The organism is Bacteroidota bacterium, assembly GCA_018831055.1.
Taxonomy (GTDB): domain Bacteria; phylum Bacteroidota; class Bacteroidia; order Bacteroidales; family B18-G4; genus M55B132.
Map to the genome: position 1 here is coordinate 1 of JAHJRE010000186.1, position 25,225 is coordinate 25,225.

Annotated in this window: 20 protein-coding genes; 16 read left to right on the forward strand and 4 right to left on the reverse strand. The window is 42.7% G+C overall.

Annotation, left to right across the window (positions count from 1 at the left end; translation table 11 throughout):
• Positions 1-40: 40 nt before the first annotated feature.
• From KKA81_11980 to KKA81_12025, 10 genes are all read left to right on the forward strand, one after another.
• Positions 41-1,264 (forward strand): FtsX-like permease family protein, encoded by a 1,224-nt coding sequence (locus KKA81_11980; protein ID MBU2651646.1) that lies wholly within the window; start codon positions 41-43, stop codon positions 1,262-1,264.
• Between the two features lie 21 nt (positions 1,265-1,285).
• Positions 1,286-2,512, forward strand: coding sequence for an ABC transporter permease (locus KKA81_11985; protein ID MBU2651647.1), 1,227 nt, complete (start codon positions 1,286-1,288; stop codon positions 2,510-2,512).
• Between the two features lie 12 nt (positions 2,513-2,524).
• Positions 2,525-4,177, forward strand: a complete 1,653-nt coding sequence (locus tag KKA81_11990; GenBank protein ID MBU2651648.1) for a T9SS type A sorting domain-containing protein — start codon at positions 2,525-2,527, stop codon at positions 4,175-4,177.
• 13 nt (positions 4,178-4,190) lie between these two features.
• On the forward strand, positions 4,191-4,883 hold the full coding sequence (locus tag KKA81_11995; GenBank protein ID MBU2651649.1) for an ABC transporter ATP-binding protein: 693 nt from the start codon (positions 4,191-4,193) through the stop codon (positions 4,881-4,883).
• Positions 4,884-4,888: 5 nt separating this feature from the next.
• On the forward strand, positions 4,889-6,085 hold the full coding sequence (locus tag KKA81_12000) for a hypothetical protein (GenBank protein ID MBU2651650.1): 1,197 nt from the start codon (positions 4,889-4,891) through the stop codon (positions 6,083-6,085).
• 83 nt (positions 6,086-6,168) lie between these two features.
• Positions 6,169-6,438, forward strand: a complete 270-nt coding sequence (gene rpsO / locus KKA81_12005; protein ID MBU2651651.1) for a 30S ribosomal protein S15 — start codon at positions 6,169-6,171, stop codon at positions 6,436-6,438.
• 84 nt (positions 6,439-6,522) lie between these two features.
• Positions 6,523-8,664: a polyribonucleotide nucleotidyltransferase gene (gene pnp / locus KKA81_12010; protein MBU2651652.1), complete on the forward strand. Its 2,142-nt coding sequence runs from the start codon at positions 6,523-6,525 to the stop codon at positions 8,662-8,664.
• A gap of 153 nt (positions 8,665-8,817) precedes the next feature.
• Positions 8,818-9,681: a sigma-70 family RNA polymerase sigma factor gene (locus KKA81_12015; protein ID MBU2651653.1), complete on the forward strand. Its 864-nt coding sequence runs from the start codon at positions 8,818-8,820 to the stop codon at positions 9,679-9,681.
• A gap of 49 nt (positions 9,682-9,730) precedes the next feature.
• Entirely contained in the window at positions 9,731-10,384 is a 654-nt protein-coding gene (locus tag KKA81_12020) for a ribulose-phosphate 3-epimerase (GenBank protein ID MBU2651654.1), read from the forward strand.
• A 99-nt stretch (positions 10,385-10,483) separates the two neighbouring features.
• Positions 10,484-11,947, forward strand: a complete 1,464-nt coding sequence (locus tag KKA81_12025; GenBank protein ID MBU2651655.1) for an aminoacyl-histidine dipeptidase — start codon at positions 10,484-10,486, stop codon at positions 11,945-11,947.
• A gap of 5 nt (positions 11,948-11,952) precedes the next feature.
• Here KKA81_12025 and KKA81_12030 read toward each other — a convergent pair whose 3' ends face one another.
• Positions 11,953-12,531: a hypothetical protein gene (locus KKA81_12030; GenBank protein ID MBU2651656.1), complete on the reverse strand. Its 579-nt coding sequence runs from the start codon at positions 12,529-12,531 to the stop codon at positions 11,953-11,955.
• A gap of 222 nt (positions 12,532-12,753) precedes the next feature.
• Here KKA81_12030 and KKA81_12035 point away from each other — a divergent pair, with 222 nt between their 5' ends.
• Positions 12,754-14,247, forward strand: a complete 1,494-nt coding sequence (locus tag KKA81_12035) for a hypothetical protein (GenBank protein ID MBU2651657.1) — start codon at positions 12,754-12,756, stop codon at positions 14,245-14,247.
• On the opposite strand, the gene KKA81_12040 is transcribed toward KKA81_12035, so the two are convergent.
• Entirely contained in the window at positions 14,234-15,859 is a 1,626-nt protein-coding gene (locus tag KKA81_12040) for a sodium/sugar symporter (GenBank protein MBU2651658.1), read from the reverse strand. The genes KKA81_12035 and KKA81_12040 overlap by 14 nt on opposite strands.
• 97 nt (positions 15,860-15,956) lie before the next feature.
• Between KKA81_12040 and KKA81_12045 the strand changes: the two genes are divergently transcribed.
• From KKA81_12045 to KKA81_12065, 5 genes are all read left to right on the forward strand, one after another.
• Complete coding sequence (locus tag KKA81_12045; GenBank protein MBU2651659.1) at positions 15,957-17,102, forward strand: galactose mutarotase; 1,146 nt, start codon at positions 15,957-15,959, stop codon at positions 17,100-17,102.
• Positions 17,103-17,104: 2 nt separating this feature from the next.
• Positions 17,105-18,706, forward strand: coding sequence for a tetratricopeptide repeat protein (locus KKA81_12050; GenBank protein MBU2651660.1), 1,602 nt, complete (start codon positions 17,105-17,107; stop codon positions 18,704-18,706).
• 140 nt (positions 18,707-18,846) lie between these two features.
• Positions 18,847-19,956, forward strand: coding sequence for a DUF3298 and DUF4163 domain-containing protein (locus KKA81_12055; GenBank protein ID MBU2651661.1), 1,110 nt, complete (start codon positions 18,847-18,849; stop codon positions 19,954-19,956).
• Positions 19,957-19,968: 12 nt separating this feature from the next.
• On the forward strand, positions 19,969-20,805 hold the full coding sequence (locus tag KKA81_12060; protein ID MBU2651662.1) for a mechanosensitive ion channel: 837 nt from the start codon (positions 19,969-19,971) through the stop codon (positions 20,803-20,805).
• Positions 20,806-21,075: 270 nt separating this feature from the next.
• Complete coding sequence (locus tag KKA81_12065) at positions 21,076-22,776, forward strand: Na/Pi cotransporter family protein (GenBank protein ID MBU2651663.1); 1,701 nt, start codon at positions 21,076-21,078, stop codon at positions 22,774-22,776.
• Between the two features lie 9 nt (positions 22,777-22,785).
• On the opposite strand, the gene KKA81_12070 is transcribed toward KKA81_12065, so the two are convergent.
• Together KKA81_12070 and KKA81_12075 are read right to left on the reverse strand one after the other, a co-directional pair.
• Positions 22,786-24,162: a hypothetical protein gene (locus KKA81_12070; protein MBU2651664.1), complete on the reverse strand. Its 1,377-nt coding sequence runs from the start codon at positions 24,160-24,162 to the stop codon at positions 22,786-22,788.
• A gap of 42 nt (positions 24,163-24,204) precedes the next feature.
• Positions 24,205-25,215: a porin gene (locus KKA81_12075; GenBank protein ID MBU2651665.1), complete on the reverse strand. Its 1,011-nt coding sequence runs from the start codon at positions 25,213-25,215 to the stop codon at positions 24,205-24,207.
• Positions 25,216-25,225: the final 10 nt, after the last annotated feature.

Below are 25,225 nucleotides of genomic sequence, written 5' to 3' on the forward strand. Positions count from 1 at the left end.
GGAGATCGGAGATCGGAGATAAATGCAAATTTAAGGAACGATGACACAATACGTACAAATTGCATGGCGGAATCTATGGAGGAATAAGAGGAGGACACTGATCACGGTGGCTTCGGTTTTCTTTGCCCTGCTGTTGGCTCTTTTTATGCGCTCGATGCAGGTAGGCACATATGAAATGATGGAGCACGACTCGGTAAAAAACACTACGGGTTATCTTCAGGTTCAGGCCAAAGGCTATTGGGACGATAAAACCATTAACAATACTTTTGAGAACAGCCAGGGTCTGGTGGATACATTAATGGAAATTCAAGGGATAACCTGTCTTACACCCCGTCTCGAATCGTTTGCTTTGCTTTCATCGGGCAATATGACCAAAGGAGTCGCCATCATAGGCACAGATCCCGCGATAGAAGACTCGATGACTGGATTAAAAAACAGGATCATCCGGGGAACTTACTTCTCCTCAGACAGTAACTCCATACTTGTAGGGGAAGTTCTGGCCCGATATCTGAAGGTTGATACCGGAGACACTCTGATACTGCTTAGCCAGGGCTATCATGGGATTACGGCAGCCGGGGAATTCATCATCCAAGGCATATTCCGCTTTCCGGCCCCCATGATGAACAGTGAAGTAGCTTACCTTAAACTTCAGGATGCGCAATATTTCTATGCTGCTCCCAATCGTCTGACATCCCTGTCGGTGATGATCGATGATCCCGACATGCTGGAAGATCTTCGTGAGACAATCACAGATAAAACAAGAGGAAAATATGCTGTGCTAACCTGGAAAGAGATGCTGGTTGCTTTGGTGCAGAGCATTGAAAGCGACAATATCAGCGGGTGGTTCATGCTTGGCATTCTTTACCTGGTGGTTGCTTTTGGGATTTTCGGCACCATGCTGATGATGACCATGGAACGAAAAAGGGAGTTTGCCGTGATGGTTTCAGTAGGGATGCAGCGTTATAAACTAACCCGGATAATCCTCCTGGAAACCTTTTTCATAGGTTTACTCGGTATTATTGTAGCATTCCTGATAAGCCTCCCTGTGATCAACTATCTCCACCACCATCCCATTCCGCTCACAGGAGCAGCAGCAGAAGCCATGCTGGAAATGAATGCTCGTCCCATACTTCCGTTCTCCCTTGATCCGGAATTATTTATAAACCAGATCATCGTCATTGGAATACTCACGCTGCTTGCTGTTGTTTTTCCTGTGTATTACGTAAACAAATTTAATATCCTGAGGGCATTCCGGGGAAAATAAACAATTAAAAAATTCAGAAAAATGATCGTATCTGTATCCTGGAAAAATATTTGGAGAAATAAAACCCGAAGCATGGTGGTTATCCTGGCCGTCGCTCTTGGGTTATTCGGAACGGTATTCATGATAGCCCTTATGAATGGTCTGATTGACCAAAAAGTGGATGCTTCCATCAGTAATGAACTGTCGAACATTCAGATACATACCCCTGGTTTCCTGGAAGATAAATCCATACAACATATGATGGATAATGCCGGGTTGCTTGTTGAAAAAGTAAAGAAAACCGAAGGGGTTAAGGCTGTTTGCCGGCGAACAAAATCAATGGGCATGGTCAGCACAGCAAGTTCCGGCAGCGGTGTAATGGTAAACGGTATCATTCCGCAGGAAGAAAAGATGGTGACAGACATACACAAACATACAGTGGATGGATCCTATTTTGAACAAAACTTTAAAGTAACCCCATCAATCTTTATCGGAAAAAAACTTGCAGAAAAACTGAATGCCGGAGTCGGCTCTAAAATTGTGATGACTATTCAAAGCACATCCGGAGATATCACCTACGGGCTATACCGCGTAGTAGGCATATACAAAACAGACAACGCAATGTATGACGAAGCCAATGTTTTTGTAGAAAACACAAGTCTCGTCGATTTAATTGCAGTGGATCCTGACAAATCATCTGAAATTGCCATATTACTTGAAAACAATGATCTTACCGATAAGGTAACAAGCAACCTGAAAGATTCTTTCCCGAAGCTAAGCGTTTTATCCTGGAAAGAATCCGATCCTGCTGTCTTCGCCATGATCAGCCTTATGGATCAGTTTTCCTGGTTTATGGTAGCCATAATAATGATTGCACTGGTATTTGTGATAGTTAATGCAATGTTAATGGCCATCCTGGAACGTACCAGAGAAATTGGGATGCTGATGGCCATAGGAATGAACAAAAGGAGGGTCTTTCTGATGATAATGATGGAAACCATTTTTCTTTCGATCACCGGGGCCATTGCAGGGATATTATTGACTGTTATCACCGTTGCTTTAACTTACCAACAGGGTATCAATTTTGCCGCTTTCGCAGAAGGATTTGAATCGATTGGATACAGTGCTCTGGTTTTCCCTACTGTTAAAACGACATTTTACATTAGTATCGGAGTTATCGTGATAATAACAGCTGCTATCGCTTCGGTCTGGCCTGCCAGAAAAGCTTTGAAACTGCAACCGGCAGCGGCTGTTCGCGAAGATGCCTGATAAAATTATTATATGAATAAAAACATAAACATATTGGTCTTTATCTTTTTTGCCATGACCTGTATCACTTTTTCACTTCAGGGGCAACCTTCTCCGGAAGAAAAGTATCAGGTTTACCGGGATCGTTTGAGAATGGAATTTATGGCAGGAATAGGCCCTGAGACAGGTTTCAGCTTACCTGCTCTGGCACGGGATACTGTGACCGGTACCATTTTATGGTCGGATTGCACCATTGATCTGGGGCAATACATTGGCGTTCTGGGAACAGAATATCATATTCTTTCGCAGGAAGGTAAAGAGACAGGGCAAACGGTAAAGGAGCTTTATTATGCCCTGTATGCTCTTAACCGTCTGGATATTAGCGCCGAGATATATTTCGGTGGTGAACCCAGCCTTAACGGTTTCTTTATTCGTGATGATGTAAGTACCGACTCCCTGAATATGGATTCGGTACTTTCTCGATTAAACCAGGGTTTACCGGTACCATTGATCGATTCCCTGAGGTCAGACCTGATGTCGTCAAATACGCGTGACAAAGAAGAAAGCCTTGATCAGGCCATTTTGCTGATCACAGGGCTGGGACTGGTCAGAAAGTGTGTTCCTGAAGATGTTGTTTATTCTGAAAACAATACCATTTTACCATTCCAGGATTTCGAAACCTCCCTGAGCAAAGAGGCATCCAACCAAATCGCAAGAATCGTGAATTATATGAAAGAAGGCGATTCGGTTATTGTCAGGAGGGACACTACCGATCCAAATTTATACGGGATAATGGGTGAAAACTGGGATTTCATTATTAAAAATCCTGTAACCTATGAAAATGTGATGCGGGGAGAAAATGCATTTCTCTTATCGGCCGGATTTGCAGGAGCGAAATACCATCTCACCGGCCAGGATTCCCCAACCACCGACACTATCCGGGAAACCACGGCAAACGAGATCTTTCAGTATCTTGAGAACTACATGATCCCGAACCAGGAAGATTTTAAAGTGATAAACCTTGATGCAATGTCAAATATATGGCCGGAAGGATTGCAGGCAGATACAACATTTACAGACTATAACGCACGGGTGTTAGGTCCCCGTTCCCGGCAGCAGGATTACGGATGGATACCTATGTTACATCAAATGGTATTCGGTGGTAAAAATTACCTGATGAGTTACCTGCCACCGGATACAATCTTTTACAATGATCCCGAGGCGTATTATGAATACCTGTTGGAACTTGCACCTTCTGAAGGTCCATACAATTACAACGATTCTATTTATCCCAATTTCGAGTGGTCATCAACATCAAGGACCATACACCCGGAACGGAGAGGAGAAACGGGTACTGCATTTCCGGGAAACTATAACGGACTGGATTATATGCTTTATTATAATCTTTATCGTATTTTGTTCGAGTATCCGGTTATTATAGAGGAGATTACACCAGAAGACTTCCTTGTTTTTCCAAATCCGGCAAAAGATTATATTATGGTGTCTTACCCGCAACCCTTCCGTCTCAAATTGACAGATACATATGGCCGTCTTCTTCAGGAGAAGCAATGCTCCCATGCGGGTGTTTACAAAATGTCACTGAATTCATTTTCATCCGGCACCTATATTTTGATCATTTTTCCTGAGAAAGAAAAACCCATAGCAAAAAAAATAATAATACTGTAAACAACTTATAATCATGTCAGTAATTGAAGTTATAAACATTGAAAAGACCTACCAGGAAACGAAAGTGCCTGTGCATGCCGTGAACGGTATTAATCTGGAGTTCGATGAAGGCGAATTCACGGCAATAGTTGGTCCTTCCGGGTCAGGCAAAACAACGCTTCTGAATATGATCGGAGGGCTGGATGCACCCACAAATGGAGAAGTATTGATCAATAACATCAATCTGTCAACCTTACGTTCGAGGAAGCTCATCGATTTCCGGTTGAGAAACATCGGTTTTGTTTTCCAGGCATATAATCTTATACCGGTATTAACAGCATTGGAAAATGTGGCTTTCATATTGCAATTGCAGGGTTGGTCAAAGCAAAAAAGACACGATAGAGCAAAAGAATTGCTCAATGCAGTTGGTATTGATGATGAGCGTTTTCATCACCGTCCGGGTAACCTTTCGGGAGGTCAGCAGCAGCGTGTTGCCGTAGCCAGGGCGTTGGCACCCCGGCCCAAATTTATTCTGGCCGATGAACCGACGGCCAACCTCGATTCCAGGTCCACATCCGAATTGCTTGACATCATGCAAAAGATGAATGAAGAATCAAAGATCACATTTATCTTTTCCACGCACGACCAGCGTGTTATGGACAAGGCAAAAAGGATTATCACCATTGAAGACGGGAAAGTAAAAGAAGATCTGTCTGTCAGAAACTAAAGAGGATGAGAACAAAAACAATTTTGCTTTTTTTCGCACTCTTCCAGGTTTCTGCCATTTATGCCGGAAACGACGGAAAGGAAAGAAAGTACTCCTTGAACGGGCATCTGCAGGATTTACAGATGGAGTGGATAGAAGACTTCAGGGGAAGCTGGCAGGATTTAAACACGATCAGCAACCGTTTCGACTTCCGTTTTTTTCCAAAGCCTTGGTTCAGCGCCCATATCGGAATGCGAAACATCCTGGAATACGGACAATTGGTTGAATACTCCAATATTTTATCAGATTTTTCAAAAGGGGAAGTATCAAGTTTACACGACCTGATGACCAAAGATCCCGGCTATTTACAATTGACATATAGTTTAGCCGATGAGAGGTCATTTTTTGCCTATACAAGTTTTGACAGGGCAAATATTCAAATCACACAAAAAAAATTGTCCTTTACCCTGGGGCGGCAACGAATTAACTGGTCTTCCAATCTTGTATGGACACCAAACGACATTTTCAACACCTTTAATTACTACGATTTCGATTACGTGGAGCGACCGGGTTGTGATGCGGCTCTTGTGCAGTATTACACAGGAAGCACTTCATCGCTGCAGGCAGCGGTAAAAATCGATCACGAAGAGGAGATCACCCTGGGAGCCATGTATAAATTTCTATTGAGAAACTATGATTTTCAGTTTATGGCAGGAAAAATGGATGGTGATGCCGTTGTGGGTGCGGGGTGGTCGGGTCAGGCCTGGGGTGCAGGTTTCAACGGAGAGTTATCCTATTTTCGTGATTTGGACAATTTCAGTGATACATCAGGCCAATTGGTAGCTTCGGCGGGGCTCAACTACACTTTAAACCGCTGGTATTTTCATATGGCAGGACTTCTTAACACCGATGGAACAACCGGGCCTGCCAGTATGGGTAATTTCATTGATTTCAACCGGAACATCAGTGCCAAGACCCTCACCCTGGCCAGATATTCTGTTTTTGGGGAGATCTCATACCAGGTCAGTCCTCTCATCCTGGCTGATGCCTCGGCAATATATAATCCTAACGATAAATCCTTATATCTGGGGCCCTCAGTTGATTTTTCCCTGACTGATAACATTGGTTTGCTTGTAAGCGGTCAAATTTTCCTGGGAAACGAAGGCACCGAGTTCGGGGATTATGGAACAATGCTATATTTGCGGCTTAAATGGTCATTTTAAAAAAATTACCGATAATTGATTGACTATATTAAAAAGAATCATTACTTTTGCAGGCCAATTTTGAATACAGATATTTCAAGAATATGTACTTAACAACTGAAATCAAGCAGAATTTTTTCAAAGATCACGGTAAGTCGGAATTTGACACCGGTTCAGCTGAAGGGCAGATTGCGCTTTTTACATACAGGATCAAACATCTTACAGAGCATCTGAAAGAAAACAAGAAAGACACTGCAACCCGCAGGTCGTTGGTATTGTTGGTCGGCAAAAGAAGGAAGTTGCTTGATTATCTAAAGAACACGGAAATTGCACGGTACCGCTCCATCATCAAGGAATTGGGTATCCGTAAGTAAGATATATTTTGCACCGGACAAAAAAGGCAATTTAGGAATTGCCTTTTTTTGTATTTTTCTATTAGGCATTTACAAATTATTCAAATGACAGTAAAAGGTATTACGAAATCGTTCGACCTTGGAGGGAAAACGGTTTCAATTGAAACCGGCCGACTGGCGAAGCAGGCCGACGGTTCAGCTGTGGTAAAGATGGGCAACACCATGTTGCTTGCCACGGTGGTAGCCAAGAAAGACCCCCTGGAGGGAGCAGATTTTCTACCCCTTACGGTAGAGTATAAAGAAAAATATGCCGCAACCGGCAAATTCCCGGGTGGCTTTTTCAAGCGTGAGGCTCGGCCCTCGGAGTATGAAATCCTCATTGCCCGTTTGGTCGACAGGGCCTTACGTCCCATATTCCCTGATAATTACCATTGCGATACACAGGTACTCATCACCTTGATATCCGGAGATAAGGATGTTGCTCCCGATGCACTTGCTGCCCTTGCCGCTTCATCGGCACTGGCGGTATCCGATATTCCGTTCAATGGACCGATCTCTGAAGTAAGGGTTGCAAAGATACAGAACGAATACATTATCAATCCTACCATTTCATCATTGGAGCATGCCACATTGGACCTGATGGTGGCAGCTACAATTGACAATATCGTCATGGTAGAAGGAGAAATGAAGGAAGTTTCCGAACAGGAAATGCTGGAAGCTCTTAAAATCGCTCACGAAGCCATTCGCATTCAATGCAACGCGCAACTTGAACTTGCCGAAATGGCAGGAAAAGCCGGGGCAAAAAGAGAAATTGAACCGGAAAAGGAAGATGAAGAGCTTCGTCAGCGACTCATTGAAGCCACAGGTGACAAGGTCTATGACCTGGCCAAATCCTTCATTAACAACAAAAAAATAAGGAATGAAAAATTCAGCGAAGTTGAAAAAGAATTCCTGAGCACCTTCTCCGAAGAAGAGCTGGAAGAAAAAGAGGCTCTGATAAAAAAATATTTCCACGATCTTCAGAAAGAGATCATCCGCAAGATGGTACTTTACGAAAAGGTAAGGTTGGATGGACGAAAAACAGATGAAATACGCGATATCTGGTGTGAAGTGGATTATTTGCCTTCAGCGCATGGCTCTGCCGTATTCACACGCGGCGAAACACAGTCTCTGGTAACAGTAACTCTTGGCACCAAGCTTGATGAACAGGTCATTGATGGAGCCATTATCGAAGGCACCAGTAATTTCATCCTGCATTATAACTTCCCGGGTTTTTCAACCGGAGAGGTAAAGCCCATACGGAGCACATCCCGTCGGGAGATTGGCCATGGAAACCTTGCCATGAGGGCGCTTAAACAAGTTATTCCCAATGGGGAAGAAAACCCATACACCATAAGGATAGTTTCAGATATACTCGAATCCAACGGTTCGTCATCCATGGCAACGGTTTGCGGTGGCACCCTCGCACTGATGGATGCCGGTGTCAGGATTACCCGCCCGGTTTCAGGAATTGCCATGGGTATGATCAGTGATGCTGAAACAGGAAAGTATGCTATCCTGTCAGACATCCTTGGCGATGAAGACCACCTTGGTGACATGGACTTCAAAGTTACCGGAACACGAAATGGAATCACCGCCTGCCAGATGGACATAAAAGTTGAAGGCTTATCCTATGAAGTATTGGAAGAAGCTCTGGAACAAGCAAAAAAAGGAAGGATACATATTCTCGACATCATGGAGAAGACCATTTCCGAACCCAGGGCCGATTATAAAGATCATGTTCCCAGGATAGAAAAGATGATCGTTAACCGTGAATTCATCGGAGCCATCATAGGACCTTCAGGTAAGGTGATCCAGGAAATTCAGCGCGAAACCAACACAACCATTGTAATTGAGGAAGAAGGAGAATATGGAATAGTGGATATAGTTTCAAGTGACAAGGAATCTATAGAAAAGGCCAAGCTGAGGATACGCCGGATCGTGGCTGTACCGGAAGTTGGGGAAGTATACCTTGGAACTGTAAAAAACATCACAACTTTTGGTGCTTTTGTGGAGATTTTACCGGGTAAAGACGGGCTTCTTCACATATCGGAAATCGACTGGAAAAGGCTGAAGGATGTAGAAAGCGTGTTAAAGGTGGGAGATCAGATTGAGGTAAAGCTGATTGGCGTGGATGCTAAAACGGGAAAGCTGAAGCTTTCACGTAAGGTATTGCTTCCTCAGCCACCAAGGCAAAATCAGGATTGAAACAAAAACATAGCTTGATTCGTACAATTGCAGCATAATCCTTATTATTTTTGTGACCGAAAATTTTTAAACTTTCAATAATAGGATAGAAATTGAGCCAGATGTTTATGTGGAATCAATTATCACAAAACATTTCATAACCAAAATCATTCTATGAGGCAACTAAAGATCACCAAGCAGGTAACCAACCGTGAAACCGCGTCTCTCGACAAGTATTTGCAAGAGATAGGCAAGGTTGAGTTGCTAACGGCTGAGGAAGAAGTAACGCTCGCCCAGCGTATTAAACAAGGTGACAGGCTGGCTCTTGAAAAACTGACCAAAGCGAACCTGCGGTTTGTGGTGTCGGTATCCAAGCAATATCAGAATCAGGGTTTGAGCCTCCCCGACCTTATCAATGAAGGTAATCTGGGGTTGATCAAGGCCGCCCAGCGTTTCGATGAAACGAGGGGTTTTAAATTCATCTCTTATGCCGTTTGGTGGATCCGCCAATCGATACTCCAGGCTTTGGCAGAACAATCAAGGATCGTAAGGCTGCCGTTAAACAAAATCGGCTCCATCAACAAGATCAACAAAGCTTACGCCAAGCTGGAGCAGGATAATGAAAGGGAACCCAAGGCAGAAGAGATAGCTGAAATGCTCGACATACCCGAAACCGAGGTGAAGGAATCATTAAGGAATTCCGGAAGACATGTTTCAATGGATGCTCCTCTTATCCAGGATGAAGAAAACACAATGTATGATGTGTTGAAATCGGATGAAGGACCTACACCTGAAACAGAACTGATGTATGAATCCCTTCGCAAGGAAATTGACCGTGCCATCTCCACCCTGACACCCAGGGAGGCAGATGTGATCCGGCTCTACTTTGGTCTGAACAGCAAGCATCCCATGACACTGGAAGAGATCGGAGAAAAATTCGATCTGACCAGAGAAAGGGTGCGGCAAATCAAAGAGAAGGCCATTCGTCGTTTAAAACACACTTCCCGAAGCAAAATTTTAAAGACATATCTGGGATAGGAAGCGGACAAAGTCCGCTTTTTTTTTTACTTTTGGTCAAAACCTTTACATGAAACATCTGATAGCACCTTCACTCCTTTCCGCTGATTTCGGTAAACTCAGGGAAGAAATTGAAATGGTGAACAATAGTGAGGCCGACTGGTTTCATATCGACATCATGGATGGCGTTTTTGTCCCCAATATATCATTTGGTTTTCCTGTATTAAAAAGCATCCGGAAATATGCAGCCAAACCGCTTGATGTGCATCTTATGATCATTGATCCCGACCGCTATCTTGAACGCTTTCGCGAGGCGGGAGCCGATTTGATTAGTGTACATTACGAAGCCTGCACACATTTGCATCGCACGGTTCAGGCAATTAAAAACACCGGTTGCAAAGCCGGAGTGGTGTTAAATCCCCATACACCGGTTGCATTGCTAGACGATATCATTGCCGACCTTAACCTTGTCCTGATCATGGCAGTTAATCCGGGTTATGGGGGTCAAAAATTCATTCAACGCACCTATGAGAAAGTCAAACAATTAAAAAAGATGATCTCACAACGAAACAGCGATGCACTTATTGAAATTGACGGGGGGGTAACTCTTGATAATGCCGGGCCTCTCATTCAGGCCGGCGCTGACGTGCTCGTTGCCGGAAACACGGTTTTTGCATCAGACAACCCGGTGGAGACGATAAGAAGATTGAAAAATATGGATTAGATTCCCGGCTTTCGCCCCAGCCTGCCCCGCTTGCCCCGACGAAAGTCAGGGGCAAGCGGGACAGGCAGGATAGCAATATAACAATATAACAATATACCCATGAACAACGAATTATTAAACCTTCAGCCTTCCAAAGTCTGGTATTATTTTTCGGAAATCCTGAAGATTCCAAGACCTTCGAAAAAAGAAGAGAAAATTGCGGCTTATATTAAAGATTTTGGCAAAAAACATAATCTGGAAACCTTAGAGGATGAGGTTGGAAATATTTTAATCCGCAAACAAGCCAGTAAAGGCAGGGGAAACATGGTCCCAGTCATCCTGCAAAGCCATATTGATATGGTTTGTGAGAAAAATGAAGATACGGTCCATGATTTTAACCAAGATCCAATACAGGCATATATTGACAATGGATGGGTTAAGGCACGCGGAACGACCTTAGGAGCCGATGATGGTATTGGCATCGCAACCCAGCTAGCTATTCTGGCTTCCGAAGATATTGAGCATGGCCCGATGGAATGTTTGTTCACTGTTGACGAAGAGACTGGATTAACAGGCGCTTTCGGTCTTAAAGCAGGCTTCTTAAATGGAAAGATCCTGCTGAATCTCGATTCTGAAGACGAAGGACAGCTTTTTATCGGATGTGCCGGCGGAAGAGATACGGTTGCCGAGATACAAACAGGATGGCTCACCACACCGGAGAATCATCAGGCATTCAGGATTAAGGTCTCAGGTTTACTTGGTGGACATAGCGGGGATGATATCAATAAAGGACGGGGCAATGCGAATAAAATACTCAACCGCGTACTTTGGGACGCATCAAACACCTTAGGTGCACTTGTCGCAACGTTCGAAGGCGGTAACTTACGGAATGCAATTGCCAGAGAAGCTTCGGCTACTGTTATGGTTCCCGATAAGCAGGCAGCCAATCTGAAAAAGTTGACAGAGAATTACGACCAGGCCATAAAAAAAGAATTGCATATCTCCGATCCCGGAGTGAAAATTCAGATTGAAGAAACAAATCAACCTGAACGTGTACTTGACACCATAACACAAGCAGCCCTGATCAACAGCGTATATGCCTGTCCCCACGGTGTCATTGCCATGTCGCAGGATATTAAAGACTTTGTGGAAACCTCTACAAACCTGGCATCCGTGAAAACCGGTTCCGATGCAATTATTATTACCACAAGCCAGCGTAGTTCTGTTGATTCAGCAAAAACGGATATCTGTAATATGGTTGCCAGTGTCTTCCGGTTGGTCAACGCACGGATTACTCATAGTGATGGTTATCCGGGCTGGACACCCGATCCCAACTCCAGGATTGTTGAGATCACACGGCAGGCCTACACAGACCTTTTCGGAGAAGAGCCGAAGGTTCTTGCTATCCATGCAGGACTGGAATGCGGGCTCATCGGCGATAAATATCCCGGTATGGATATGATCTCATACGGACCTACACTGCGGGGAGTGCATTCACCCGACGAAAGACTTGAAATATCAACGGTTACAAAATTCTGGGATCTTACCCTGGAGGTATTAAAAAGAATTCCTGAAGAGAAATAACAAGCCTATAACCCCACTCCAAATCCGATACGGATAATTGGATTATTGGGTGCATACTCGGTTTCGTTAAGATTGAACAGCACAAGCAGGCTCACAAAAGCATTCTGGCTTATCCATTGCCGGTAACCGGCCCCTACATAAATATTATGCAATGGAACTCGTTTCATCGTGAAGGTATATATATCCGGAGGTGTGAAATAGATATTCGTCGGTTCTTCATGGCTCAGGAATTCATATTCGGCATGAATGAATAGATCCTGGAAAAAGAAAAGATAATACCTGCCGAAAACACCACCGCCATAATCGTTCTCATCAAACTTCAATCCGCTGTAATTATACCAGTAATATGAATAGGAAAGCCTTACCCCCACATCAAAGCTGGGACTGATATGATAGCCCAGCAGTGGACTTACATAAACATAGCCTTCTCGTGGCCATATCCAGAATCCAATGCCCCCTCCCATAAAAAACCTCTTTTGTAACTGCGGTTGTTTTTCTTCCTGAAAATCCTTGCCAAACTGAGCTTTTACATTGAACAAACCGGTGAAAACCAGCAGTACTATCAAGATAAGTTTTAGTTTCATGAGGGGTATGATCTTTTACAGTTATGAATATTCAAATATACGCATATTTGCTTTCCCATCCCGCAATGAAGAACAAATCTTCAGCGAATCAACAGGCATAATTAATCAGGATAAAATACTGTTCGTCAATTACCTTGATTTTCTCCTGATTGCGTCAGACAATAAATACTATTTTTAAACGTATGACTCGAGGATTGATTATCTTTGACCTGCTTTTTAACTATGGCACTTTACAAAAATCAAAGTAAACTAACGGCATCGCTCATTTCTATTCTCCTCATCCTGATTTTTTTTTCGTGCAGGAAGGAAGATGACATTGACGGAGATCCATCGGTTAAGCTATCTTTTTCAACCGATTCAATTGTCTTTGATACGATTTTCACAACCGTAGGATCTGTCACGCAGTATCTCAAAGTATATAATAATCATGATAAAAGAATAAAGATATCATCTATATTCCTGGGTACAGGTCCATCATCTTTTTATCGCATCAACGTTGACGGAACACCCTCTACGCAACTGAGTAATGTAGAAATTGCCGCTGACGACAGTTTGTTTGTTTTCATCCGTGTCACTCTGGATCCTAATTCGGATCTCACTCCCTTTGTAGTCACTGATCAGATAATATTTGAAACCAATACAAACATCCAGGATATAGATCTTTTAGCCTGGGGACAGAACGCATACTATCATATTGCAGACACAAAGGTGCCCGGCCTCCCAAAATACAAGATTGTGGCACGCACTGACAGTACCGTTACATGGAACAACGACAAACCTCACCTTGTATATGGTTATGCAGTGGTTGATTCATTGGGATCACTCACCATACAGGAAGGAACTTCTATACACTTTCATAATGCATCCGGGTTGTGGATTTACCGATACGGGCATTTGAATGTAGACGGAACCAGGCAAAACCCCGTTACGTTTCAGGGCGACCGTCTTGAAAGCTATTTCAGGGATATCCCGGGCCAGTGGGACAGGATATGGATCAATGAAGGTAATACCGATAACCGCATTAACTACGCAGTGATCCGCAATGGATTCATTGGCCTTCAAACGGAAACACTGAATCTGAACAATCCTGTCGACGGGCATGTTCTCCTGACCAACACCAAAATTGAAAACATGACAGGGGTAGGTATCCTGTCGAGGTTTTACAGGATAACCGGGATCAATAACCTGGTAGACCAGTGCGGACAGTATGGATTGGCTTTGACCTGGGGAGGGCAATATGATTTCCGGCAGTGTACTTTCGCCAATTACTGGACCGAATCTATACGGCAAACGGAAAACCTGGCCCTAACCAATTACTTTGAAGATGCAGGAGGTAACGTCATTGTCTTTGAAATGGACGCCTACTTTGGAAATTGCATTAATTACGGGGCCTTGCAGGAGGAAATGATATTCGATAAAAACAACTCAGCCCCTTTCCTGTATCAATTTGAGAACTGCCTGTTACGTACTCAACAGGATATATCCGACCCAAGCCTTTATCCCGGAAGTTTCAGGAATCAGGATCCCCGGTTTGTCAACACCCAGAAATTTGATTTTCACCCCGATACTTTATCCCCTGTTATCGGTGCCGGGAGCCAGAATGTGATCAATTCCTCGGCTTATCCGTTTATTATATCCATTGATTTAGACGGCAATTCGCGTGTTATTCCCGACATTGGAGCCTATCAGTACACCGGAATTGCTACCAGAAAATAATATACAGGGCAGCGACAATAGCGGAGAGGATGATCGCACCGACATTAAATACCGGTCCGGTGTGAAATAACCCCTTGTGAAGGTCAATACCCTTTGTAACTTTTGATTTTGGTTCCAGGAGGCTGATAAGTATCCCAATTCCGGCAAGCACCAGGAAAACCACGCCCATCCTGTCGAGGAAAGGCTGTGAAGGCAGGATTACCTTAAACAGGAAAGAAAGCGGAATTGTCAGGATCGCCACCAGCAAAGCAGCATTGGGAGTCATTCGTTTCCAGAACAGCCCGAAACAGAATATCACCACCACACCCGGAGTCACAAATCCTGTGAATTCCTGAATATACTGGAATGCCTGATCAAGGCTTCCCAGTAGCGGGCGTGCCGTAATGATGGCGATAATGAGTGCGATAAGGCTTACCATCCTTCCAACCGGAACCATTTGAGTATCGGAAACATTTTTACGGATATAGTTTTTGTAAATATCCATGGTAAAAATGGTTGAGGTTGAGTTAAGCATCGACGCGAGAGAAGATACGATGGCAGCTATCAATGCGGCAAAGGCAAGACCTTTCAACCCGGCCGGCACAAAAGTATGTAACAGCCATGGATAGGCCTTATCGCTGGGTTCAATTACTACTGAAGGATCATCCGCGGTAAGAACGAAGGCGGCAATACCCGGAACTACCACAATCACCGGGATTAAAATTTTCAGGAATCCGGCAAAAATCACTCCCCTTTGGGCCTCACGGATATTTTTAGCAGCAAGTCCACGCTGAATAATATATTGGTTGAATCCCCAGTACGAAATATTGGCAATCCACATACCCCCTATCAACACGCCAAGTCCGGGAAGATCCAGATAAGCATCTTTTACCCCGCCTTTCCCATCCGGTATCATATGCTGTCCTTTTTCCAGGATCATATTAAAATGTTTGGGAGCTTTCTCAAGCATCTCACTAAATCCTGCAACAATACCCTCACCACCGGAAACAGCATCCAATGCAAGGAAAGTTGTAAGCAAACCACCCCCTATCAGGAAAATAACCTGGATAACGTCAGTCCAGGCAACTGCCGAAAGCCCTCCATAAATCGAATAAATGGCAGCAAAAGCAGCAAGGCCGATGATACCCCAGGTAAGAGGAATATCCATAATGGTATGTAAAGCCAGAGCTCCCAGGTACAGCACCGATGTGAGGTTGACAAAAACATATACCAGGAGCCAGAAGGAGGCCATGGCCGTCCTTACCCTGTTATCATACCTCATTTCAAGGAACTGAGGCATAGTATAAATCTTTTTTTCCAGGAAAACCGGAAGAAAAAACTTCCCCACAATGATCAATGTTATGGCAGCCATCCACTCATAGGATGCAATGCCCAATCCGATTGCGAAACCTGATCCGGACATACCTATGTATTGCTCGGCAGAAATATTGGAGGCAATCAGGGAAGCTCCAATAGCCCACCAGGGCAAGGCTTTGCTGGCCAGAAAATAATCCTGCGCAGTCTTCTTGGTACCTTTCTTGGTTCTTGAAACCCATAAACCTACGCCAATAATCAGTAATCCGTAAGCTATGAAAACCAGGTAATCAATAGTAAGGAATCCGGAAGTATTCATGGTTTTTGATTTGCTCAAATCAAAATTAAAAAACTCTTTTTAATTTCCAACATGGGAGCATATATTGTATATTTGAATTATCAAACCTTATGAAATTATGAATAGATCAATCCCCGGCCGGTTGCTTTTTACCGCACTGATCCTGAACTTCTTTTCCTGTAATGGACCACAGCAGGAACCCGGTGAATCTGCAAATCATCAAATCATGCAAATAGAAAGAGAAAACTTCGGTGTTGTAGACAGTACAACAGTTTACCTGTACACACTTCGCAATGAAAAAGGTATGGAGGTGAGCATCACCAATTTCGGAGGAATAGTTACCTCCATAAAAGTACCTGATAAAAATGGTGAATTCGCAGATATTGTCCTTGGTTTCGACAGCCTGACACCATACACCGGAGAGCATCCATATTTCGGATGCATAGTAGGACGCTACGCAAACAGGATTGCCAGAGGAAGCTTTGTCCTGGAAGGAAAAACATACACTTTAGCTACAAACAATGGCCCTAATCACCTTCACGGAGGATTAGCGGGATTTGACAAGAAGATCTGGAAGGCAACAGATCAGGTAAAAAATGATACGGCTTCATTAATCCTCGAATATACCAGCCCTGACGGGGAGGAAGGCTATCCCGGAAATCTCAGTGTTGTGGTAAAATACAGCCTGAACAACCAAAATGAGCTTATTGTCAGTTATCGCGCAACCACTGACGCACCCACACCTGTCAATCTCACCCAGCACAGCTATTTCAACCTGGCAGGTGCCGGTAACGGAGATATACTTGGGCATATCATGATGATTGATGCCGACCGTTATACAGAGGTCGACGAAACGCTGATCCCAACCGGAAATCTTCCCCTTGTGGAAGGTACCCCTATGGATTTCAGAAAACCAGAACCGATTGGTTCAAGGATAGATCAGGTGACGGGAGGATATGACCATAATTATGTTTTGAATAACGAGGGAGAAATGAGGGTAGTGGCCCGTGTAATGGAACCGGAAAGTGGCAGAACGCTTGAAGTGCTAACAACAGAACCCGGCATACAGTTTTACTCAGGAAACTTCCTTGATGGCAGCATAACAGGAAAACAAGGAAAGACATATTTCAAGCACTATGGATTTTGCCTGGAAACGCAACATTTCCCCGATTCTCCAAATCAACCCGGGTTTCCGGATGCAATCCTGGAACCGGGTGAGGATTATAAATACACGGCAATATTCCGGTTTTCCGTACAACCCTGACGATGAAAAAAGAAAGCAAAAAAACCGATCAAACCAAATTTTCCTGGATAATCCTGGGATTGATCCTGGTAATGACCGTTATACTATATGGGCGTTCAACCCGGTATGGATTCATGGAAGGATGGGATGATCTGGAATACATTGAAAATAAAGAAGTTCAGAAAGCAGATATAAGCCGAATATTTTCCGGATTTCAACTGGGCATGTACCAACCGTTAAGCGTTTTGAGCCTTTCGCTTAACTACAGCACGGCAGGAACCAATGCTGCTCCTTATCACACTGCTAACCTATTTCTGCATCTGATAAATATAATCCTGGTTTTTGTCTTTATTAATCATCTAAGCCGGAATAAATCGCTTGGTGTGATATGTGCATTGCTATTTGCTATACACCCCATGAATGTGGAAGCTGTAGCCTGGATATCAGCAAGAAGCACATTGCTTTTTACCGGTTTATCGCTGGGGTCCTTGATTTGCTATTTAAAATATAAAGAACACAACAGAAAGTGGGTATGGGCAAGCATTGCCGTTTTACTATTCATCCTGGCACTCCTGGCCAAATCTCTGGCGATTACACTTCCCCTTGTATTTCTGCTTAACGATTGGTACAGAAAAGGTAAAATAAAATTATGGGATGGATTGGAGAAAATTCCACTTTTGGCCATTTCTGTTATCTTTGGAATTATAACCATCAGGGCATCAGAAAGTTTTGGACATATAACCCCGATTGAGACCCAGTTTACATTAACAGAGCGGGTCATACTGAATGTGCATACCATAATTCTATATTTGTTTAAAGCGTTATTTCCTGTCAATCTTTCGGCTATTTACGCTTTCCCACTAAAAACAACGGGTCATCTGGGATCCCTGTATTATCTGTCCTTAATCCCGGCAGCAGGCCTAATCTTCCTTTTCTTCTGGAAAAACCGTTTTCGGAAAGAGATAATCTATGGTATATTATTCTTTCTGTTGAGCATATCCATTGTTCTGCCTCTATTCTGGTCAAGAAAGTTTATGGCAGGTGAAAGATATGCTTACTTTTCCTTTATCGGTATATTCTTTATTATTGCCCATTTATATAATTATTTGGTTTCAGGAAAGTTAAGCATACCTGATAATGTAAAAAGAGTTATATGGTCGGGAGCGGCAGTTTATATCATTTTTTTAGCGGCAACAACTTTTCAACGGATAACCGTGTGGTCAGGGACTGAGAAGCTAATGCAGGATGTTATCCGTAAAGAAAGGACAGGCCCGGCTTCCGCCCAGGCACATTACTACAAGGGAAGTTTTGATTTTGACCGGCAGAACTATCGAAGTGCCCTGGAAAGCTTCAGCAAAGCGATCGAATTACATCCTGGATTTGCGGAGGCTTATAACGACCGGGGCATTTTGAAAGGCATGGCCGGCAAATACCAGGAAGCCCTGAACGATTTCAACCAGGCGGTAAACAACGACCCGGAAAACCCCGAATCGTACTATAACCGTGGCTTCGCTCTCTATCAGCTCGGCATGAAAACCGAAGCATGCAACGATTGGCACCATGCACAAAAATTAAATTTTAAACCGGCAATAAACGCTCTCATTAAATATTGTGAACAGCAGTAAATTGAAAAAGAATATTTAAAAATTACAAATTCACCAATTAACCCATAATCCATAACCCATAACCCATAACCCAAAACTCATAACTCATCACTCATAACTCATCACTCATAACCCATAACCCATAAAAACACAACAACGCCATGAAACAAATTACCATTACAATTTTATTTTCCCTCTACCTTGGTGTGGTAGCAGGCCAGATGCACTGCAATTATGCACATTATGAAGGCAGTCTTGAAAACGGGACTACTTATATCGCTGATCTTACCTTTAGTAACGGTAAAGTTACCGGATATTATTATTACGAGCTTCATCAGCAAACCGGGAATGCCGATGTGGTCATTTATGGTGACTGGAATTATCTGGAGGGAAAAGTGGATGGGAACAACATCATCCTTTACGAAATGAACAATGGGGATACAAGTGCTGTTATTCGCGGAAGTATTAGCGGAAACCTGGAAATAAAGGGTGATTGGGAGTCTGGAATGCGGGGTCTGAGTTCGGAATTCAATATAAAACCTGTCTTTCCGGAGGGAACGGTAGAATTCCGGTCTTACTGCCATTTGGCTGATACTGCATTGACGAAGAAGACGGATTCACCGAAAGCTGAGATAAATCTTAGCTTACTCCTTCCGGCATCCAGTGTAAAACCGGGACTTGCAAGCCTGATGAATAAATATATCCTTCAGGAATACGCCCAAAAGGACGAAGGCAGGGATGGAACCGGCATCCTGAAAAATATTCGTTTTACATTTTTCAAACAGTATGTTGAGAAGAATAAAGACCTCTATGAAAGCGGGTTTTCCTTCAACTGGGTGAAATATCTGAATTCTGTCATTTATTACAACGAGGACGGATATACTGTATACCGGATCAATAACTATGGTTTCACCGGGGGAGCTCATGGCATTACCAGAATCAATTATATTGTCTTCGACACGGAAAATGGTGTTAAACTAAATAAAGAAGATATTTTCATTGAAGGATATGAAGACCAACTTTCCGGGCTGATCGACAAAAAACTTAGAGAGTTATTTGAAATCCCCGCAGATAAATCACTTCAGGACGGGGGATTTTTTGAGAGCAAGGTTCAAGCCAATGATAACATCTTAATGAATATGAAAGGATTGGGATTTTTATATAACCAATATGAGATCGCTCCTTATTCCTATGGGCAGATAGAAGTGTTTTTTTCATTCGCAGAATTGGAGTCTATTTTTATTCCGGGATTCAGGAAACTGATATATTAATAATTCACGAAAATGAATAATATCAGGGACTTATTCAATTTAAAACTGATCGATACCCAGCATTTTGAGATTTCCATCTATAGTGTGTTGCTTATCCTGGCCTGGATCATCGGTTTGAGGATTGCGCTTTTCCTTATCAGAAAAATCCTGAATAAAACGGAAAGCAGGAAAAAGCTGAATCAGAATCAAACATTTGTGATTTACCAGATCATAAAATATTTTGTGATTGTTATCGCAGTTGTGGTGATCCTGCAGAGTCTCGGTTTAAATCTGACCATATTGACTGCCAGTTCTGCTGCTTTATTTGTTGGTATTGGCCTTGGGTTGCAGCAGGTTTTTAAAGATATGTTTGCCGGATTGATTCTTTTATTTACCGGAACGATTCGAATAGGTGATATCATTGAAATAGAAAATATTGTGGCCAAGGTAACGGGTATTGGATTCCGGACTTCAACCGTAGTGACAAGGGATGATATTGATATGATCATACCCAATTCGCTAATTATTTCCGAGAAAGTAATCAACTGGTCGTATAATAATGACACGACAAGGTTCACACTAGAGATAGGGGTTGCTTATGGTTCTGATGTGGATCTGGTAAAGAATCTCTTAATGGAAGCTGCCGGAGAGCATCCGGAAGTATCCAAGGAACCCGAGCCCTTTGTCAGGTTTACTGATTTTGGGGAATCATCTCTTGATTTTCAGTTGTTGTTTTGGAGCAAAAACATGTACCGTATCGAAAATGTATTAAGCGACCTTCGATTCAGCATTGATAAAAAATTCAGGAATCATGGTGTAAGTATTCCATTCCCGCAAAGAGACGTTCATATTCGGACTAACAAACTCTGACTCTATTTATTAACTGATACGTTTGGGGTGATGGGTAAACAAAGCTACAAGTTGCAAGCTACAAGCTACAAGCTACAAGCTACAAGTTACAAGCTACAAGCTACAAGTTACAAGTTGTAACTGTAACTTGTAACCTGCAACCTGTAACTCTCCATCAACTTTCCTTTTTACCCATTTTATTAATTTAACATTAAGTTTTTCATCAACAGGCGATCTGGCCATTAAAGGTTTGATATTATCCCTATTTTTGCAGGATATTTTGTCCAAACAGTGAATATTTTTAACCTGATACTGGATATTCTTACCATTGCCGGTTCTCTGGGGGTATTCCTCTATGGGATGATCCTGATGAGTGAATCTCTTCAGAAAGTTGCCGGCAGGAAAATCAGGAAAACATTTTCCGCAATCACTTCTAACAAGGTAAAAGGAATTCTATCCGGAACCTTAATAACTTCTGCCATACAATCGTCATCGGCAACAACAGTGATGACAATCGGTTTTGTAAATGCAGGACTTTTGTCGTTATCGGAGGCAATGGGTGTAATAATGGGAGCCAATATCGGAACGACTGCAACACCCTGGTTGGTATCCATTCTGGGATTTGGGAAGACATTCAATATCAATGTAATTCTCCTGCCTTTGATAGCTCTTAGTCTCCCTTTATTATTTTCCGGCAAGAATACCAGCAAATCCTGGGCTGAGTTCATCATAGGGTTTGCCATACTTTTTCTTGGATTGGGATTTTTAAAGGATTCTATACCCGCTTTGGATGAAAGTTCCGCTTTGGTCCAGTATATCCGACATTTTGAAAATTTCAGTTTTACAAGCGTGTTATTGTTTGTTGGGATCGGTTTCATCTTTACGATCTTTTTCCAATCTTCAAGTGCGGTGATGGCCTTCACTTTTGTTATTGCCAGTGATGGCTGGATATCATACGAAATGGCGGCTGCCATGGTATTGGGAGAAAACATAGGCACCACAATTACTGCGAATATTGCTGCATTTGTTGCTAATTACCGGGCGAAGCGGGCAGCCTTATTTCATCTGTTTTTCAATGTCTTTGGAGTCATCTGGTTTTTGCTCCTGTACTTTCCCCTTCTGAATTTGATTGCAGGTATCACCGAGAAACTCCAGGGTTCCGACCCATTTGTTAATGCCGGTGCCATCCCGCTTGCACTTGCCATTTTCCATTCCGGGTTCAATATAAGTAATACACTGATACTACTTCCATTTACAAGATTGATCGAAAGATATCTGAATCATATTTTCATGAGGAAGGATGAACTTCAGGAAACCCATAAGCTGGTTCACATTAACTCCTCCTATCTTAGCACATCTGAGATCTCCATCGTATTGGTAAAGAAGGAGATATCCGCCTATGCCTCGCTGGTAAAAAAAATGTATGATCTCGTTCCTGAATTTCTTATGGAGAAACGACCAAAGAAATACGACAAACTATATCACAAGATCAAGAAGTACGAGGATAATGTTGATGAGATCGAAGTAGAGATAGCAAACTACCTCACCAGAATATCGGAAGGAAAACTCAGTATCAAAGGAACCAAACAGGTCAGATCTATGCTGAATATGATCAATGAGATAGAAAGCATGGGTGATGCCTGCAATAATATGGCCAACAGTATCCGGCAAAAGAATAAGCAAAACTTGTATTTTATCCAGGAACAACGTGACAGACTTAATGATATGTTTTCATTGATCGACGAAGCCCTTAATCTTTTAATCCAGCACCTGAACCTGGAATACGATCAGGTAAACGAAAAGGAAGCCATATCATTGGAGGAGAAAATCAATGAGTTACGGGACAGGATCAAGGAAGAACATATAATCAACCTCAAGGAAGAAAAGTACACGTATCAGACGGGTATTTATTACATAGACCTTGTTTCCCAGCTCGAAAAAATGGGAGATTATATCATTAATGTTACGCAATCCGTTGTACAATCCAAATAGAGCAGATGATTAGTCCTTGAGGAACCCTGCCTGGCTTATCAATGTCCAGCCTGAAGCCCAGTTAAACAAGTAGAAGGCCCCCTTGAAATTTGTTTCTTCAAACCAAACATCCGGAACAGGTTCCAGGCTGCCGTATACATCACCTCCAGGAACGGGTTTGCAGTAATTGGCTGTCACTTCGATGCCCGGATCGGCTATTCTGTTTCCCGCTGAAATAAAACTATTCCTGAATGTTTCATTCTGAAAAGTCACATCAACTCCTGCAGAAGCATAAACATGGAAAATACCTGCAGGAGTGTTGTCGTTCACCTGGTTAAAAATATTATTTGCAATCCTGAGATTACCACGTTCAAACTGGCGATAGCTGTCATCGCTATCCTGAACATATTCGATAAAAACACCTTCCGATTGCCGGATAATAACGGAATTAGCAAGAGTACCCGCAGCATTGGAAAAGAACTCCATTACCTTCATATCTGCCGACATGTCTCTTCCAATAAGAGTGGCATTGAAAATATAAGGATTTGAATATGGCAATCCTGTGACCGGATCGATTCCACCACCTGCTTCGATCAGCTTATCGCCGGATGATGGAGATTGAATGGCCAACCAGAACTGACCGTATCCCCTGAAACCAAGATCAAAATCAATAGCATCGTCATCACAGAAAGCCACAACCATATGCCTGCAATTGACAGTCCCCCCGAAAAACTCTATCCCATCGTCAGCGTTTGAAACCACTTCAACATAATCTACCACGGTACCATCTCCGACACCTGCAAGAGTCAGACCATTAATCTCATTACCTTCGCCAATATTTGTTCCTCCGTGCCGCACAGAAACATAGCGTAAAACCCCGGAATTATCATTATCATCAAAACCACCGTAAATTCCGCGGGGCTCAGTTAATGGGATTCCTTCAATATGAGATTCATGTGAAGAAAGATTCAACTTTGCATTACCAAGAATAATCAGACCTCCCCATAAACCTTTCGTTTCCAGGGGTACAGAACCTTGCAAATCATCTCCTTCCACGGTAAAAATGATGGGGTTTTCAGCCGTCCCCTCTGCATAAATCTTCCCTCCCCTTGCAACAATAAGCGCACTGGCAGCACTTCCCTGTCCGGTCTGAGCACGGATTACCGTTCCAGGTTCAATAGTAAGAACCTGGCCATCGTTTACAAAAATCAACCCACTAAGCAGATAGGATTTTGAATTCTTCCAGGTCACTGTTCCTGTCCCTCCCCCTTTATCGGTGATCACTTCCACTCCCTGAGGGATTTCATAATCACCTTTCCTGCAGGAAGATAGAAGAGCAATCATCAATAGCAATCCAATTGCATTTCCTTTTGAAAAGAGTAAAAACCGCCAATGATTCTTAAACATATTTAGTGGATTTAATACAACCTGTTTAATTTGCAGTCTATCTCAAAGACTACACTCTAAATTAAGATATATATAAGCTTCATTTTCTGCATTTTTTGCATAAGGATACCAATCCTGATAATTCAATGCAAACCTGACTTTGGGTAAAGGAGAATATTGTACACCGCCTATAAGAGTACTTCCGTCTCTGGCGAGATTCCATGGATAATCATCCCCTGCCAGCATATTTGATTTCACCATATCATAACGGCCAAAGATCTGTAATCTCGGCAGGATATTCCACAATCCATATACGGAATAGCCATAACGGTCATATTCCTTCATATAATTCTCATTCCATTTGTAATTATATTCACAGGCAATCCTGAATCTTGTTTTATATTCATATCCCAGGAACAATGACATGGTCGATTGTTTGACATCTTTGGCCGCCAGGTCATAGTATATTCTTAAGGACAATCCTTTTAAAGGTTTTAAGGTAGTACCCCACCCCCCTTTATAAGTATAGTCATTCTGAAGCTGAGTATACCCTTCTCCGTTCATAATGGTCATATCAGCAAGTATCCAATCCGAGATCTCATAAACGATATTCCAGCCGAGGTCTGCGGAAGAGCCAAAACGGTATTCATCCTGGAATGATTTGAATACATACCGGTGATCCCAGTATTTTTCCTGATACTTGAACTGCAACAAATCAATAATTCCGAAGCTACTTTTGATTTTCCCTTTGGTATATGTAATGCATGCGTTTTTAAAATAAGCATAGCGTCTGAGAAGGGAGTATTCGGAAACATCATCCGGACTTCCAATATCCAGTTTGGCTGTGAGTGTAAATTCGGGAGACAGGTAATATTCATAACCAAAATAAGCCCTTTTCACCTCGAAGGCCGATTGCGAATTTCCTGGTGAAATGCCCGCATAAAAATCACTGTACAAGGTAAGCAAGGGTTTCCCAAAAGATAAAAACTCTTCTTTTTCAGAAGGCTGGCTCATTCCTGAAAAAATATTCACAATAAAAATGAGCAGTGTAAGCGAATTTTTTATTATTTTCATCAGGCCAATA